We start from the raw sequence: 13,957 nt of genomic DNA on the forward strand, positions 1-13,957 counted from the left end.
ATACAAAGTATCGTCTTCGTTTGCTTCGACCGAAGTCTAAGCTCCTTGCACATTTGGTTCGTTCATTCTTTATTCAGTTTTCAAAGGTCAATCGTGTATCACGTGTTACGTGATTGCTTATTTATAATATCACGGCTCCGGCTCTCCGTCAAGCCTTTTCTGAAAGTTTTTCAGAAGCAATATCGGCTTTCAGATGCTTGGATCAGCAACTTTTATATAATATCACGCTCTAAATCGTCTGTCAACAATTTTTTCAAATCATTTCAAAGTCGATTCTGGCGGACAACTTCTATATAATATCATCCGGGCTCCGTGCTGTCAACGATTCTTTTAAGTTTTTCTAAAATTGTTGTCTCTACGGCCGTTCGCGATACATCCGGCTGGCATTTCAGGAAATTCCATTATATAGTAGATTCGAACTTGAAATTCGGAAAACAGCCTTTAAAGGCAGACAGCGAGGATAGTAATTGGATAAAAAAATCATATTTTTGGATATTGATGGTACTTTGGTGGCGGACGACGGTTGGGTTCCACCATCGGCTGCGGACGCATGCAGGCAAGCCCGACTGAACGGGCATGAAATTTATTTGTGCACCGGCCGCTCAAAACCGGAAATCTATGATTTCATCATGGAAATCGGCTTTGACGGCATCATCGGCGCTGGCGGCGGCTTTGTTGAGCTGAATGATGGAATGTTGTACCATAAAACGGTCCCAGCCAGCGAAGTCAGGCGGATGGTGGATTTCTTCAATCAGCATGGCGTTGACTTTTACTTGGAATCAAACGGCGGGCTGTTCGCCAGCAAGAATTTCCTGCCACATGTGGAACGCTGCATTTACGGCGACATCGAAAACGATCTGGAAGCCAAAAAGCGCAAAGAAGAGAATCCGCATCCTTTTATTGAAGGATTAATCTATGGCGAAGAGGATCTATACAAATCTGACGTCAATAAAGCCTGTTTCCTCCAGAGCGACACGCTCTCTTTCGCACAGATCAAAGCGGAATTCGAAAATGCCTTCGATACGATCCAATGCACGGTCCCTCCATTCGGCGACGAAAGCGGCGAACTGATGGTTCCGGGCATACACAAGGCGACCGCCATCGAAGCGTTGTTGACGCACCTTGGCCGCTCAAAAGAACGGACAATCGCAATCGGCGATGGGCTGAATGACTTGGAGATGTTCGACTATTGCGAAATCGGCATCGCTATGGGGAATGCCAAAGAAGAATTGAAGGCTGTCGCGGATCATGTCACGAGCTCGGTGGATGAAGATGGCCTTCATCAGGCATTCCGTACTTTCGGGCTTATCTGATTACGGCATCAAATAATCTTATCCATTTCATAAAAAAATCTTCACAGTTTCTTCATACTTGAGATTTATCCTAACTGTAGGCCAATCACAAACAATCTTTTTCAAATTCTTTACTCCTCCAAAGTAAAGAGCAACTCCTTTAGGGCTGCCTGATAACTTCAGGCAGCTTTTTTTTGCTATATCTTAATTTTTTCGCCATTCCATGATACTATAGGTATTAATATCGCGTTGGACGCAAGCTCTACATCATTAAAAAAACCTACATTATATAGATGCAAAAAATCAAATCGTAAACGGGGATGTGCACATGGAACCTATTCGCAACAAAATTCTGGACTGCAAAAGAATCGTCATCAAAATCGGAACAAGTTCCTTGATGCGCGCTGACGGCTCGGTCAATTACCAAATGATCGACCGCCTCGCTTATGTCTTGACTGTTCTGCGCAAACAGGAAAAGGAAATCGTTTTGGTGTCTTCGGGCGCGATTGGAGTCGGTCTCGATCGTTTGAATCTGCCCCAACGTCCGAAATCCATACCGGAACAACAGGCCGTCGCTTCCGTCGGGCAGGCTGAATTGATGAACCTCTACACGCGCTTTTTCTCGCATTACAATCAGATCGTCGGGCAAATATTGATGACCCTTGATATCGTGCAGTTTCCGGAAAGCCGCAAGAATGCTGAGAACGCCTTCGAGCAATTGCTGAAGATGGGCATCATCCCGATCGTAAACGAAAACGATGCCGTCTCGGTCGAAGAATTGGATCACCAGACAAAGTTCGGGGATAACGACCGCCTTTCCGCAACCGTTGCGGAAATCATCTCTGCCGATCTTTTGATCATGCTGTCCGATGTACCTGGTTTTTATGACAAAAATCCGATGGCCCATCCCGATGCCGTCCTCTTCCATACCCTCCATAAAGTCACGGAAAAAGAAATGGCTTTGGCTGGGGGAAATGGTTCGAAATTCGGCACCGGGGGAATGGCAACCAAATTGAAGGCCGCCAAACAAATCCTGAAAAACAAGCAACAGATGGTATTGACCCAAGCTGCAGACCCGACCGTATTGTTCGATGTGCTGGCGGGAAAAGAAATCGGCACTTATTTTGTGAAGGAAGACAAGTAGAGGAGGATTTTCGATGAACAGTTTATTGCAAGAAATGGGCATTGCCGCGAAAGCCGCAGCCAACAGCCTGAGGAAAGCATCAACCAAACAAAAGAATGAGGGACTTTTGGCGATGGAAGCATCCCTTTACGCGCATCAGGATGCCATCCTGGCCGCCAATGCGAATGACATCTCAGCAGCAGAGGCTAATGGCTTGCCGACGCCGATGATCGAACGTTTGACTTTGAATCCACAACGGATCAAAGGGATGGCGGACAGTTTCAAGGAAATCGCTCAACTGCCTGATCCGATCGGCTACGTGGAGGAAATGACGAAATCAGCCGATGGTTTGATGATCGGCAAGCAGCGTGTTCCGCTTGGCGTCATCGGAATCATTTATGAATCTCGTCCAAATGTCACAGCGGATGCGAGTGCCCTTTGCTTCAAATCAGGTAATGCCGTCATCCTGCGCGGCGGAAAAGAGGCATTGGAATCCAACAAAGCCATCATGATCGCACTGCAGGCCGGACTCGTGAATGCCGGTTTCGCCAACGAAACGCTGCAGTTGATCCCTGATCCGTCCCGCGAATTGGCAAATGAATTCATGAAACTGAACGGCTACCTGGATTGCCTGATCCCTCGCGGAGGAGCCGGACTGATCCAGAACGTTCTGAAGAATGCGACAGTGCCTGTCATCGAAACTGGGGTCGGAAATTGCCACCTGTACATCGATAAGGATGCCGAATTGGAGATGGCTACGCGCATTCTGGTCAATGCGAAATGTTCCCGCCCTTCCGTCTGCAATTCCATTGAGACGCTTGTTGTCCACGAGGCAGTTGCCGATGCCTTTCTGCCCGTTTTCGCGGAAGCTTTGGCGCCTTATAAAGTGGAATTGCGCGGCGATGCGAGGACCTGCAGCATCCTGCCTGAAGCTGTGCAGGCAACAGAAGAAGATTTCGCTGCCGAATTCTCGGATTTCATTTTGGCGGTAAAAGTGGTTTCTTCCTATGATGATGCCATCGCGCATATCCAAAAATACAGCACGGGCCATTCCGAAGTGATCGTCACCGATCATTACCAAACAGCACAGAACTTCCTGAACGATATCGATGCAGCGGCAGTCTATATCAATGCCTCTTCCCGCTTCACGGACGGCGGATGTTTCGGCTTCGGTGGAGAAATCGGCATCAGCACGCAAAAACTCCATGCTCGTGGACCGATGGGATTGAAGGAATTGACTTCCTACAAATACATCATCTACGGCGAAGGCCAAATCAGATCCTAAAAGGGATCCTCACCAAAAATATTCAGAGCCGGGACACCGTTCCCGGCTTTTTCTGTCCACAATGCAACAACCGGCTACCGGAGAAAGAAGGATTCCAAACATGCAAAAGAAGATTGCAGTCATCGGTGGCGGCATCGTCGGCGCCACCGCGAGTTATTATTTAGCAAGAGCCGGCCACAGCGTCAGCGTATTCGACAGCGGCAACGGCCAAGCAACAGCCGCGGCGGCAGGGATCATTTGCCCTTGGCTATCCAGGCGCCGCAACAAAAAATGGTACCGCCTCGTCTCCGAAGGCGCGGCTTTTTATGACCAGCTGTTGGCGGACTTGGCTTCCGACGGCTTTAGTACAGATGCCTACGCACGCTGCGGCGCCCTGATACTGGGACAATCCGCCGACTACATCCAGGAGGTCCACGACCGTGCATTGGAACGCCGCGAGCTAGCTCCGTTGATCGGCAGCGTTGCTATCCTGAAGGGCCACGAACTCGAAAAGGCCTTCCCTCCTCTTGCAAATACCGAACAAGCCCTTCGTGTAGCAGGTGGCGCCCGCGTGGACGGACATGAATTGACGAAGACGTTGTTGCAGGCGGTAACCCACTTCGGAGGCACCATCCACAAAGAGACCGTCTCCCTCGCCAAGGATAACGATGGCACTTTATCCGTCATGAGGCTGGAAGGACCGCAAAACTTCGATGCGATCATCCTTGCAGCCGGCGCCTGGCTACCCCAGCTCCTCCAGCCGCTCGGGTACACGGTCGATGTCCGAGGTCAAAAAGGGCAGCTGGTTGTCCTCCAAACAGACGACCGCGGTTCACAGAATTACCCGGTAATCATGCCCCAAGGCGAAATCGACCTGCTTCCGTTTGGCCACGGGAAAACAATCGTCGGCGCAAGCCATGAGAACGACAAAGAGTATGATCTGCAGCCTGATGCTTCCGTTACGGATCCGATGCTGGAACAAGCCCGCACTTGGCTCCCCCATCTGAAAGAAGCGGCAATCGCGGATATCCGCATCGGCACAAGGGCCTATACTTCCGACTTCAGTCCCTTCTTCGGCAGTGTACCGGGTCTGCAAAACTGCTTCGCGGCAAGCGGACTCGGCTCATCCGGATTGACTTCCGGTCCGCTGATTGGGTATATGTTGGCTGAATTGGCGCAAGGAAGAGAAAGCAGCCTGCCGACCGAGGATTATCCGGTCGCCGCTTACGTGAAGTCGATCGGTCATTAGATAACCATAAAAATATTATCCGCTAGTGCACTATTTTTTGCTATCCCGATGAAGTTGAAATATAATTATGTTAAACGGAGGTGTAAAATATGTGGAAAGAATTCAAATTATTCATTATGCGTGGAAACGTGCTTGATCTTGCCGTCGGGGTTGTCATCGGGGGTGCATTTACAGCAATCGTCAATTCATTAGTTAAAGACATCATCACACCGATCATCGTAGCCTTGACCGGCAATGCGGATCTGACCGGCCTCTCCTTCAAAATCGGACAGGCGGACTTCACGTATGGTAATTTCCTGCAAGCTTTAATGAACTTCTTGTTGATTGCACTTGTCCTCTTCCTGATGATCAAGGTAATCAACAAACTCAAACGCAAAATGCCTGCGGAAGAACCCGTGGAAGTCGAAGCCGAAGTACCGGTTGTCGAACTTTACCTGAAAGAGATTCGCGATTTGATGGTGGATCAAAGTAAAAAAGCCGAATAGAAAATAGCCGAATACGCGCGCAATGGTTCGCGGGTGTACTCGGCTATTTTTTGTGCGTCTCAGTCAATTGGAAATATATTTTCCATAGCACCGGGCCTCCACTCGCATTCGCTTCCCATGATATGTTCAAAATGTATAGTTTTATTTTGCTGAGAGTTAACAAGCAATATTTTTTCACTGGGGGAAATTATGCTATCCTATACAAAAAAGGAAGTGGAAAATTAATGCCCATTAAAGCGATCGTTTGCGACATGGACGGCACACTACTGACTGCTGACCATGACATCAGCACCAACACCCAGGAGATACTCCTATCGCTCCAGCAAAAAGGCATCACGCTGATATTGGCCAGCGGGAGAAGTTACTTGCGTTTGATGCCGGATGCCCTAAAACTGAAGATGGATTCCCATCAAGGTTATTTGATTGATGTAAACGGCAGTTCCATTTATGATTGCAACTCTCAAACCAGGGAAAGATTAGGGATAATGGATTCCCAAGACATCCAAAGAGTCACATCCGTCTTCCGTACATTCAATGTTGAGATCCAGTTCTCCCAAGATGCCGGATTATATACCTATTTACCGGATTCTCTGTATGCCTTAAAGAAAAAAATCCGCGGCGAAATGAGACTGCCCGACGATTATCCTTGGGCTAGCGGCATGTACGGCTGGTTATGCGATATGCGCGAAGGCTATCCGGAACAAAAACTGATTCTTGATCTGAACGAAGCTCCAGCTTCTTGCAACAAAATTTCAATCAGCCAAGACCCGCATTTTATGGAGGCCGTGACGCAGTCATTGCCTCATTTAGGTCTGCATGACGAGTACGAGTTGGTCTTTTCTGATGAAAGGAAACTTGAAATCACCAAAAAAGGCATCAACAAAGGCAAAGCCTTGGATACATTATTGGAAAAACTTGGTATTTCCAATGAAGAAGTGGCGGTTTTTGGCGACAGCGAAAATGATATATCGATGCTTGCTGGAAGACCCTATTCCTTCGCAATGGCTAATGCACTGCCGAAAGCCAAGGGCGTGGCAAACTATGCAACGTCTTCCAATGATGACGAAGGTGTCTATCATGGCTTGAATCAATTGATTACAGCAGGTTTGCTCTAAACGAGAAGAGGCTGTCTCATTTTCGAGGCAGCCTCTTCTTTGCGGTTGTGTATTCGAGTTCTTAGCGGATTTCCCCGCCAAGTTGGTTTTGACGGGGAATCTCGTGCTATCCGTGGGCTTTTTCCCCGCCAAGTTGGTTTTGGCGGGTTTTCTCTGAGCATAAATTCAATTTTCATACAAAAAAGGGCTGTAAAAAACCAGAAAACCCTATTCTGGTTTTTTACAGCCCTTTTTTTGCGCGTCAAATCCAGTTTGCGTCAAAACCAGTGGATCGATGCATTCCTATCACAAAAAAATAAAATTTATTCACTCTCACAAATAGATCCTCCACAATCCAAACACCAGCACGAGCGCCAGCAACAGCGTATGCCCTTTGATCTGCATAAACACAACCGCGATGAATTCGCGCAGAAAAGCATATGGCAGAAAATAAAGCGGCGTCCAGGCACCCAAGCCGTCCGTTTCCAGTCCGACCCGATTCGCGTAGAGACTGCTGCGGACAACATGGAAGTTGTTCGTGATGAAGAGGCACTTGTAGCCTTCTTTGCAGGCGTCCATCATGCCCTTCGAGTAAAGTAAATTCTGGTAAGTATTGACGGACTGGTCTTCCTCAAGAATCACTTCTTCCGGAATACCGTTCTCCATCAGATAGCGTTTCATGGCATAGGCTTCCGAAAAAGGTTCATCCACACCTTGCCCTCCACTCACAATCAGACGGCAGGGCCGCTTCTGCTTGCGCTCTGTCTGATGCCTGAAAAAGCGGATCGCTCTGTCCAACCGTCTCCGCAACAGCGGACTGATGCCTCCACCCGGCAGCAAGCCCGCTCCCAAGACAATGACGAAATCTTTATCGAGGGCAACCGGAATGAGGCCGTAAAAGGCTGTCGCGATAAAAAACAAGATCAGCACCACACCGAAGTAGATGATGAAGTAGCCCATCAAGCGCATGAAGCGCCAAATCAGGTAATGATGGAACACAAAATAATTCAGCAGGAACAGCAGATCCATCAATAAAATGAAGGCCCCCACCGTAAACAGCAGGCCGTAACGTTTGGCCCACCCCTCTTTTTTGATCAACAGCACCCCATTTAAGACAAGCGCAAGGCCAAAAAACAGGAAAGCGAACGGTGAAATCAAGCCGAACAAAACACGGAAAAGCATCACCGCGTAACGGATCCACGCCACTTGGGGCGAGTCGTTTCCCTGCAGCATTCCCACGAAAAGGAAAAGCAGCGCCGCAACCAGCAAGTAGCTTTGGAATTGCCTGTTTCTCCCCATCGATCGGAGCTTCAGACCCCCACCAAACGAGAATGCGCTCAATAAATAGAATAGCAACGGTCATCCCTCCTGTTTAAAAGCCGTGGAAAGCTTGATACACTTCCTGTTTCTTCAGATCCCTGATTTTTGCGGTCTCTTTGATCGCATCTTTGGAAGAAAGCCCCTGCTCCGTCATCAGCTTCTCAACCAATTCGGCGACGCTGAGGTCATCAAATGTCTGTTCAACCGGCATTTCCGGGTTATCATTGCCGGCTATCATCAGGCAGATTTCCCCTCTGATTTCCGTTTCTTCGGCCCAAGCAGCCAATTCTTCCGCCGAACCCCGGATGAACTCCTCAAAGCGTTTCGTCAACTCACGGCAGATGACGACTTGGCGCCCTTCACCCATCACGGTTGCGATATTTTTGAGCAACTCCTTCAGCCGGTAAGGCGATTCATAGAAAATCATCGTCTCTTCCCTGTTTTTCAACGACTCCAACTGCGCTAACTGATCCTTCTTCTTGCGCTCCAGAAAGCCGAAAAAGTAAAACGGCTGCGGTGCCAGCCCCGAAGCGATCAATGCAGTCACACCGGCATTGGCTCCGGGTAACGGCACAACCGGCACGTTTGCGTTGATGCAGGCGCGCACCAAATCATGGCCCGGATCACTGATGGATGGCATTCCCGCATCGCTCACTTGGGCGATGGATTGGCCCCCTAGGAGTTTTTCCACCAATTGCGGAATGCGCTCCTGGGTATTGTGCTCGTGAAAGCTGACTTGGGGCGTATCCACTTCAAAATGTGTCAACAATTTCCGCGTATTGCGCGTGTCCTCAGCCGCAATCAGATCCACTTCGCGCAGTATCTTTATGGCACGGAAGGTCATATCTTCCAGATTGCCGATAGGAGTAGGCACTAAATAAAGCGTTCCGCTATCGTGCTGTTCATAACTTTTTTGCGATTGCATTTTTGTTCTCCTCTAATTTCGATTCTTATTTGATTCATCCGCTGACCCTAATCAGACAGCGTGATGCCGCGCACCTTCAAAAAATTTTCTTTTTGCTTGCGGCTCAGTTTCTTGAATGCCGCCTCGGCTTTGGTCGCTTCCGTCCTGGAACCGAAGACTTCCTTGTAAATCATTTGGACAGGGCGGCGCGCCTTGGTATATTTGCTGCCGATGCCTTTATTGTGTTCCCGTTCGCGCCGAAGCGTGTCCGTCGTATAGCCGGCATAGAACGAGTCATCCCCGCACTGCAGCACATAAAAGTAGTGCTCACTGCTCGCCATAGAGGACATCCTTTACCTTCTGGCTGTATTCCCCTTCTTCATTGTACACAACGAGCGGCGGCAGCACACGGAAGCCGTCTTCCTTACCGTCCTTGATGCCTTCGATCAGGATCATGTTCGCTTCCTTGTTCTGCTTCGGGTAAATGAACTGCAGTTTTTTAGGCGCAATCCGATTTTTCCGCATCGTTTCCAGAATCTCCATCAAACGATCCGGCCGATGAACGAAATAGGCCTTGCCTTTCATCTTCAGCAGATGGCTCGTCTGTTTCATCAATTGGTCCAGCGTCAAATGGATTTCGTGCCGCGCGATAGCAAAAGCATCCAATTCATTCGTAAAACTGGATTCGGTCAGCTTGAAGTAAGGCGGGTTGCAAGTAATGACATCGACGGAATCCGGTTTGATGAAGCGGGTCACGTCGTTCACATCCGCATGCAGGAAGGAGACCTTCTCCTCCAACCGGTTCAGCTGGACTGTCCTGCGGGCCATATCCACCAACCGGTCCTGCAGTTCCACCCCGACGATCGGATTTTTGGTTTTTCCTGTCAACAGGAACGAGACTGCCCCGTTTCCAGCACAAAGATCGACTATCTTCGCCGGTTTCACACGCGGCAATTCCGCGAAATCCGCCAACAGGACCGCATCCAGCGAAAAAGAGAACACGGCTGAACTTTGGATGATCTGGATATTTTCCCGTTTCAGCACATCCAACCTTTCGCCTTCTCTTAACATGTTTTCCATTCGTTAACCCCTTTGCTTACTTTTTTAAACATTATAATGGTATTGTTACCGATAATACAAGCAGATCCTTAAAGAAAATCATTCATTTGAGGCGCTTTATCCGTTTGTGGCTGCCCGCATGGACTTATACCTCCCAAATCAAAAAAAGCTGTGGATTTAGTCTTCATTCAGACTTAATCCACAGCTGCATCACATATTAATAATTTAATGCCAACTCGAATCCTTCTCGACTTGCCACTAATGCATTACTAGTCTTCGTAGCTCCGCCTATCACTTGTACTTCATAAGCTGATCCGGCTAGTTCACTCACTAAATTATTTTTTGGAGCGTACCCTAAAGCCAATACCACAGAATCCCCGTTTACCTTCTGGGTCCCTGTTTCATTCTCCAGAACTACACCATCTTCCATTATTTCAACGATTTTGCTGCCAGTATATCTGTTAACTTTATACTCGTCTAAAATCAAAGTAAGATTGAAGGCATTAACACCATCCAAATCAAGTAAAATATCTTCTCTCATTTCAACTATTGAGATTTTTTTACTTTGTAGAGCTAGATGTGCGGCAGTTTCGGACCCCACTTCTCCACCGCCTGCTATGATAACATTATTTCCGATCGATACATTACCAAGCAACACATCTTCCGCAAAATAAACATTGTTCCCATCAATTCCTTTGATTGGAGGTCTCACAGGCGCACCCCCGGTAGCAACTACAACGACATCAGGTTGTAAGCTATCGATATCTTCCTTGGTTATTTCACTATTCAAGTTCACTGATACGTCATACTTCTCTAATTCGCTGATCAACCAGGCTATGTATGTCGATAATTCACCCTTCGCTGGTGGAAAAGCTGCGGATTTGAATTGTCCGCCAAGGAAGTTATTCTTATCAAAAAGCTGTACTTTGTGCCCTCTCATAGCCAGAACTCGGGAGGCTTCCAGCCCTGCCGGACCCCCACCGATTACTATCATGTTTCTAGGTGCATCAGTCTTCGAATAATCAATGCGATATTCCTGCCCCAAAGAAGGGTTTACCAAGCACGTCACTGCCTCACCGGCAGTCAGCTTCATTACGCATCCTTGCAGACAGCCGATGCAATATCGGATTGAAGTCAAATCACCACTCTGCGCTTTTGATGGCAAATAAGGATCTGCTAAAGACCCTCTGCCCATGGCAATAAAGTCAGCCTTGTTCATTACGAGAATACTATCAGCCATCCTAGGATCGTTAATCCGATTGGCTGTAATGACTGGAATATCCACTAGTTGCTTAATTTCATTGGCAAAATCCACCGTCCAAGCATGGTTGACATACATCGGAGAAACAATCCCTTTATTGTGGTCTCCATATACACCTGATGAAACATGTAAAGCATCTGCCCCCCATTCTTCAAGTAGTGTCGCTAGAACTCTGGACTCTGATATATCTCTTCCGCCAGGTACACATTCGTCTGCAGAGAAACGGACAAGAATAGGGAAATCTGCCCCAACATTCATACGGACTTCACTGATAATCTCTTTCAAGAACCTAGCCCTATTATCAAAACAGCCACCGTACTCATCACTACGCTTATTTGCATAAGTCGAAAGAAATTCAGCGATCAGATAGCCATGCCCCGCATGAATTTCAATGCCGTCAAATCCGGATTTCTTTGCTCTTAAAGCAGAGTTTCCAAATTGAGTAATGATTTCCTTGATCTCATCTTTCGTCAGCTCTTTTGGAACACTTTGCAACCACGGACAAGCAATTGCCGATGGCGCTACAGGAGTAACTCCACCATTAACTGAAGGACCACTTTGACGGCCGGCATGATAAATCTGACAGAATATCTTACTGGAATATTTGTGGACCCGATCGGTCAATTCCTTATGACCCGCAATTTGTTCGTCTTTCCATAGACCCGCTACATTGCTGTATCCCATTGCATGTTCATTAACCGGATAGTCTTCCGTGATGATTAAACCCCATCCCCCTTTTGCTTTTTCTTCATGATAAGCAATATACTGCTCCGTAGCTTCACCATCTTCTGTACAATAATTAGTTACCATGGCCGGAACGACCAATCTGTTCGGAATTTCACATTCACCAATTGAAAAAGGTGTAAATAATTTTTTAAACATTTCATTACCTCCCTATTTGTTTATCTTATCTTAGGGTCTGTGGTAACTACAGAGTCAACCATATTTGTTCACTTTTTCTCAATCGGTATAAAAAACTCAATATACCGCAGATATTCCGCATCATTGATCCTTGCAAGCAGCCTACCGGAAATGTCTCCATTTATTTTATAGTTACTCTTTTCGATGTGTGAAACTGCAGGCTTTATTAGGTCCTTTGAAAAATTCCCCCGCGCACCTGCATTCACAATAAATCGCAGATAGGTCTGCTCCTCAAAACATTCTATTCTCTCAGACATAGGTAATTTCAAAGCAATACTTTCACTTTTATTTATCGAGAATCCCCACTCGAAATTGCTGCTGTCCTGGAATAAATCTTCTTTTCTTATAACGACAGTGTTATCAAGTAGTGCATAATAATCCATCCACGGATCAAAAATTTCTCTCAACTGATTAGCTGAGCTGTATTCAAAATTTTCCCGATGTGAGAAGAATAATTTGCATGGGGTCGTTTCAATATGGACTTCAAAATCTAAAGATACCAGTTTTTTTATCAATTCTTCGTTCTTCTTCTCTAACAGCTGATAATATACCGCTTTTTTCTTTATCGACTCCTGATTTTTTTCCAATAATTTCAAGTAGTCAGAAAAATTCGTTTCATGGAGTAGTTTTTTTATCTCTTGCGCAGAAAAGTCCATTTTGCGAAACCGCTTATATTCCAACAAATAATTAATGTCCCAATCATCATATACGCGATAATCCGTTTGTTTATCTTTCTGAGGGGAAATAATCCCTTTTTTTTCGTAAAATCTTATGGAATCAATAGGCATATTCAAAATTTTTGATACTTCACTGATTTTATACTTCATGGTCGACTCCCCTCTTTCAAACACATTATATATAGTTTGGATTCTCTACTCAAGAATGTTTTTTTATTTTAGTTATTGACAATTAATAACTTATCCATTAACATTGCGTTAAGTATTAAACCGCTTTCGGTTTATGGACTGTTACTGACTCGATCAGGCATGACCATTTTTCCAGTTATTTGTGCTGGAATTGTGGTCTTTTTTCTTTTCTTACTAGGTTAATGGGAGGTGAATAACAATGAAAGTTACTAAAAAAATAAACAACAACGTTGTACTTGCACTGACTGAGGATGGTTCTGAGGTTTTCGTTGTAGGCAAAGGTTTAGGCTTTCAAAAAACGCCTTTCATTCTCAACAAGTCGGATCCTATCATCGAGAAAGTCTTTGTTCAAAATGATAGTGATACCGAAAGATATATGGAGATATTTTCCAAAATCCCGCTTCAAACTATCTTAGTAAGCGAAAAGATAATAGAAGAAGGAAAAAAAATGTTAAATTCTCCATTGAATGATATGTTGCTGCTCTCTCTGGCCGATCACATACAAAATGCGATCGAACGAACAAATTCTAACGAAGAGCTGGTAAATACTTTGCATTGGGAACTAAAACATATTTATCCCACTGAAACAAAAATCGGAGAGAAAGCTGTCCTTTTAGTTAACGAAGAACTGTCCGCTTCCCTCCCTAAAGAAGAAGCTAGTTTTATTGCCCTGCATTTTGTTAATGCACAACTGAAAAAAGGAACTGAATTTTCTGAAACCGCAAAAGTTACCCAAATCATCAAAGACATAGTGACGATTGTGAAATACAACCTGAAAAGAAACATCAATGAAGACTCAGTAAATTTTGCACGTTTTATCACACATCTCAGATATTTCATTTTCCGTCAATTCAACAATGAATCATTGAACGAACAAACCGATTTATACGATATCGTCAGCCAAGCTGCCACAACTGAACTGGAATGCGTAAAAAGAATTTGCTTATACTTAGATAATAACTACGGATGGCATATAACTACGGATGAACAATTGTATTTATTGTTGCATCTCAAAAGGCTATCCAAAAATACTTAATCTGGACTGTTACTGATTCGATCAGGCATGACCAATACTAATGGAGACTACTCTATTCAGTATTGGTCATTTTTTATATAAAA

Annotated in this window: 13 protein-coding genes; 7 read left to right on the plus strand and 6 right to left on the minus strand. The window is 45.8% G+C overall.

The genetic code is table 11. The annotated features are described in order from the left end of the window. Positions 1 to 467 precede the first annotated feature (467 nt). The 6 genes from C8U37_RS10855 (at position 468) to C8U37_RS10880 (ending at position 6,528) form a co-directional block, all read left to right on the plus strand. On the plus strand, positions 468 to 1,313 hold the full coding sequence (locus C8U37_RS10855) for a Cof-type HAD-IIB family hydrolase (protein WP_108033254.1): 846 nt from the start codon (positions 468 to 470) through the stop codon (positions 1,311 to 1,313). A 307-nt stretch (positions 1,314 to 1,620) separates the two neighbouring features. Then, complete coding sequence (gene proB, locus C8U37_RS10860) at positions 1,621 to 2,436, plus strand: glutamate 5-kinase (protein WP_108033255.1); 816 nt, start codon at positions 1,621 to 1,623, stop codon at positions 2,434 to 2,436. A 13-nt stretch (positions 2,437 to 2,449) separates the two neighbouring features. Then, positions 2,450 to 3,700 carry a glutamate-5-semialdehyde dehydrogenase gene (locus C8U37_RS10865; protein WP_108033256.1) on the plus strand — a complete coding sequence of 417 codons (1,251 nt, stop codon included), beginning with the start codon at positions 2,450 to 2,452 and terminating at the stop codon, positions 3,698 to 3,700. 100 nt (positions 3,701 to 3,800) lie between these two features. Continuing rightward, on the plus strand, positions 3,801 to 4,928 hold the full coding sequence (locus C8U37_RS10870) for an NAD(P)/FAD-dependent oxidoreductase (protein ID WP_108033257.1): 1,128 nt from the start codon (positions 3,801 to 3,803) through the stop codon (positions 4,926 to 4,928). 89 nt (positions 4,929 to 5,017) lie between these two features. Continuing rightward, positions 5,018 to 5,413: a large conductance mechanosensitive channel protein MscL gene (gene mscL, locus C8U37_RS10875; RefSeq protein WP_108033258.1), complete on the plus strand. Its 396-nt coding sequence runs from the start codon at positions 5,018 to 5,020 to the stop codon at positions 5,411 to 5,413. Positions 5,414 to 5,637: 224 nt separating this feature from the next. Continuing rightward, complete coding sequence (locus C8U37_RS10880; protein ID WP_170100265.1) at positions 5,638 to 6,528, plus strand: HAD family hydrolase; 891 nt, start codon at positions 5,638 to 5,640, stop codon at positions 6,526 to 6,528. A 312-nt stretch (positions 6,529 to 6,840) separates the two neighbouring features. On the opposite strand, the gene C8U37_RS10885 is transcribed toward C8U37_RS10880, so the two are convergent. The 6 genes from C8U37_RS10885 to C8U37_RS10910 all read right to left on the minus strand — a co-directional run bounded on the left by C8U37_RS10885 (position 6,841) and on the right by C8U37_RS10910 (position 12,799). Continuing rightward, positions 6,841 to 7,863, minus strand: a complete 1,023-nt coding sequence (locus C8U37_RS10885) for a YdcF family protein (RefSeq protein WP_108033260.1) — start codon at positions 7,861 to 7,863, stop codon at positions 6,841 to 6,843. 16 nt (positions 7,864 to 7,879) lie between these two features. Further along, a complete protein-coding gene (gene rsmI / locus C8U37_RS10890) occupies positions 7,880 to 8,752 on the minus strand; it encodes a 16S rRNA (cytidine(1402)-2'-O)-methyltransferase (protein ID WP_108033261.1) in 873 nt (290 codons plus the stop codon). A gap of 47 nt (positions 8,753 to 8,799) precedes the next feature. Continuing rightward, positions 8,800 to 9,072, minus strand: a complete 273-nt coding sequence (locus tag C8U37_RS10895) for a GIY-YIG nuclease family protein (protein WP_108033262.1) — start codon at positions 9,070 to 9,072, stop codon at positions 8,800 to 8,802. After that, positions 9,059 to 9,811, minus strand: coding sequence for a tRNA1(Val) (adenine(37)-N6)-methyltransferase (locus tag C8U37_RS10900; protein ID WP_108033263.1), 753 nt, complete (start codon positions 9,809 to 9,811; stop codon positions 9,059 to 9,061). Before C8U37_RS10900 ends, C8U37_RS10895 begins: the two co-directional genes overlap by 14 nt. A 196-nt stretch (positions 9,812 to 10,007) precedes the next feature. After that, the gene (locus C8U37_RS10905; RefSeq protein ID WP_108033264.1) at positions 10,008 to 11,933 is read right to left on the minus strand and encodes an oxidoreductase; all 1,926 of its coding nucleotides are present in this window, start codon (positions 11,931 to 11,933) and stop codon (positions 10,008 to 10,010) included. Positions 11,934 to 12,001: 68 nt separating this feature from the next. Continuing rightward, a complete protein-coding gene (locus C8U37_RS10910) occupies positions 12,002 to 12,799 on the minus strand; it encodes a MerR family transcriptional regulator (protein ID WP_108033265.1) in 798 nt (265 codons plus the stop codon). Between the two features lie 238 nt (positions 12,800 to 13,037). On the opposite strand from C8U37_RS10910, the gene C8U37_RS10915 reads away from it, so the two are divergent. Beyond that, entirely contained in the window at positions 13,038 to 13,874 is an 837-nt protein-coding gene (locus C8U37_RS10915) for a PRD domain-containing protein (protein ID WP_108033266.1), read from the plus strand. The last annotated feature ends 83 nt before the right edge of the window (positions 13,875 to 13,957 follow it).

The organism is Trichococcus patagoniensis (assembly GCF_003051085.1).
GTDB classification, from domain to species: Bacteria; Bacillota; Bacilli; order Lactobacillales; family Aerococcaceae; genus Trichococcus; species Trichococcus patagoniensis.

What these genes read in the sequence shown, in the direction of transcription:
- proB (WP_108033255.1), top strand. Translation starts at nt 1,621, where the DNA reads ATGGAACCTATTCGCAACAAAATTCTGGACTGCAAAAGAATCGTCATC.
- C8U37_RS10865 (WP_108033256.1), top strand. Translation starts at nt 2,450, where the DNA reads ATGAACAGTTTATTGCAAGAAATGGGCATTGCCGCGAAAGCCGCAGCC.
- C8U37_RS10870 (WP_108033257.1), top strand. Translation starts at nt 3,801, where the DNA reads ATGCAAAAGAAGATTGCAGTCATCGGTGGCGGCATCGTCGGCGCCACC.
- mscL (WP_108033258.1), top strand. Translation starts at nt 5,018, where the DNA reads ATGTGGAAAGAATTCAAATTATTCATTATGCGTGGAAACGTGCTTGAT.
- C8U37_RS10880 (WP_170100265.1), top strand. Translation starts at nt 5,638, where the DNA reads ATGCCCATTAAAGCGATCGTTTGCGACATGGACGGCACACTACTGACT.
- rsmI (WP_108033261.1), bottom strand. Translation starts at nt 8,752, where the DNA reads ATGCAATCGCAAAAAAGTTATGAACAGCACGATAGCGGAACGCTTTAT.
- C8U37_RS10895 (WP_108033262.1), bottom strand. Translation starts at nt 9,072, where the DNA reads ATGGCGAGCAGTGAGCACTACTTTTATGTGCTGCAGTGCGGGGATGAC.
- C8U37_RS10900 (WP_108033263.1), bottom strand. Translation starts at nt 9,811, where the DNA reads ATGGAAAACATGTTAAGAGAAGGCGAAAGGTTGGATGTGCTGAAACGG.
- C8U37_RS10905 (WP_108033264.1), bottom strand. Translation starts at nt 11,933, where the DNA reads ATGTTTAAAAAATTATTTACACCTTTTTCAATTGGTGAATGTGAAATT.
- C8U37_RS10910 (WP_108033265.1), bottom strand. Translation starts at nt 12,799, where the DNA reads ATGAAGTATAAAATCAGTGAAGTATCAAAAATTTTGAATATGCCTATT.
- C8U37_RS10915 (WP_108033266.1), top strand. Translation starts at nt 13,038, where the DNA reads ATGAAAGTTACTAAAAAAATAAACAACAACGTTGTACTTGCACTGACT.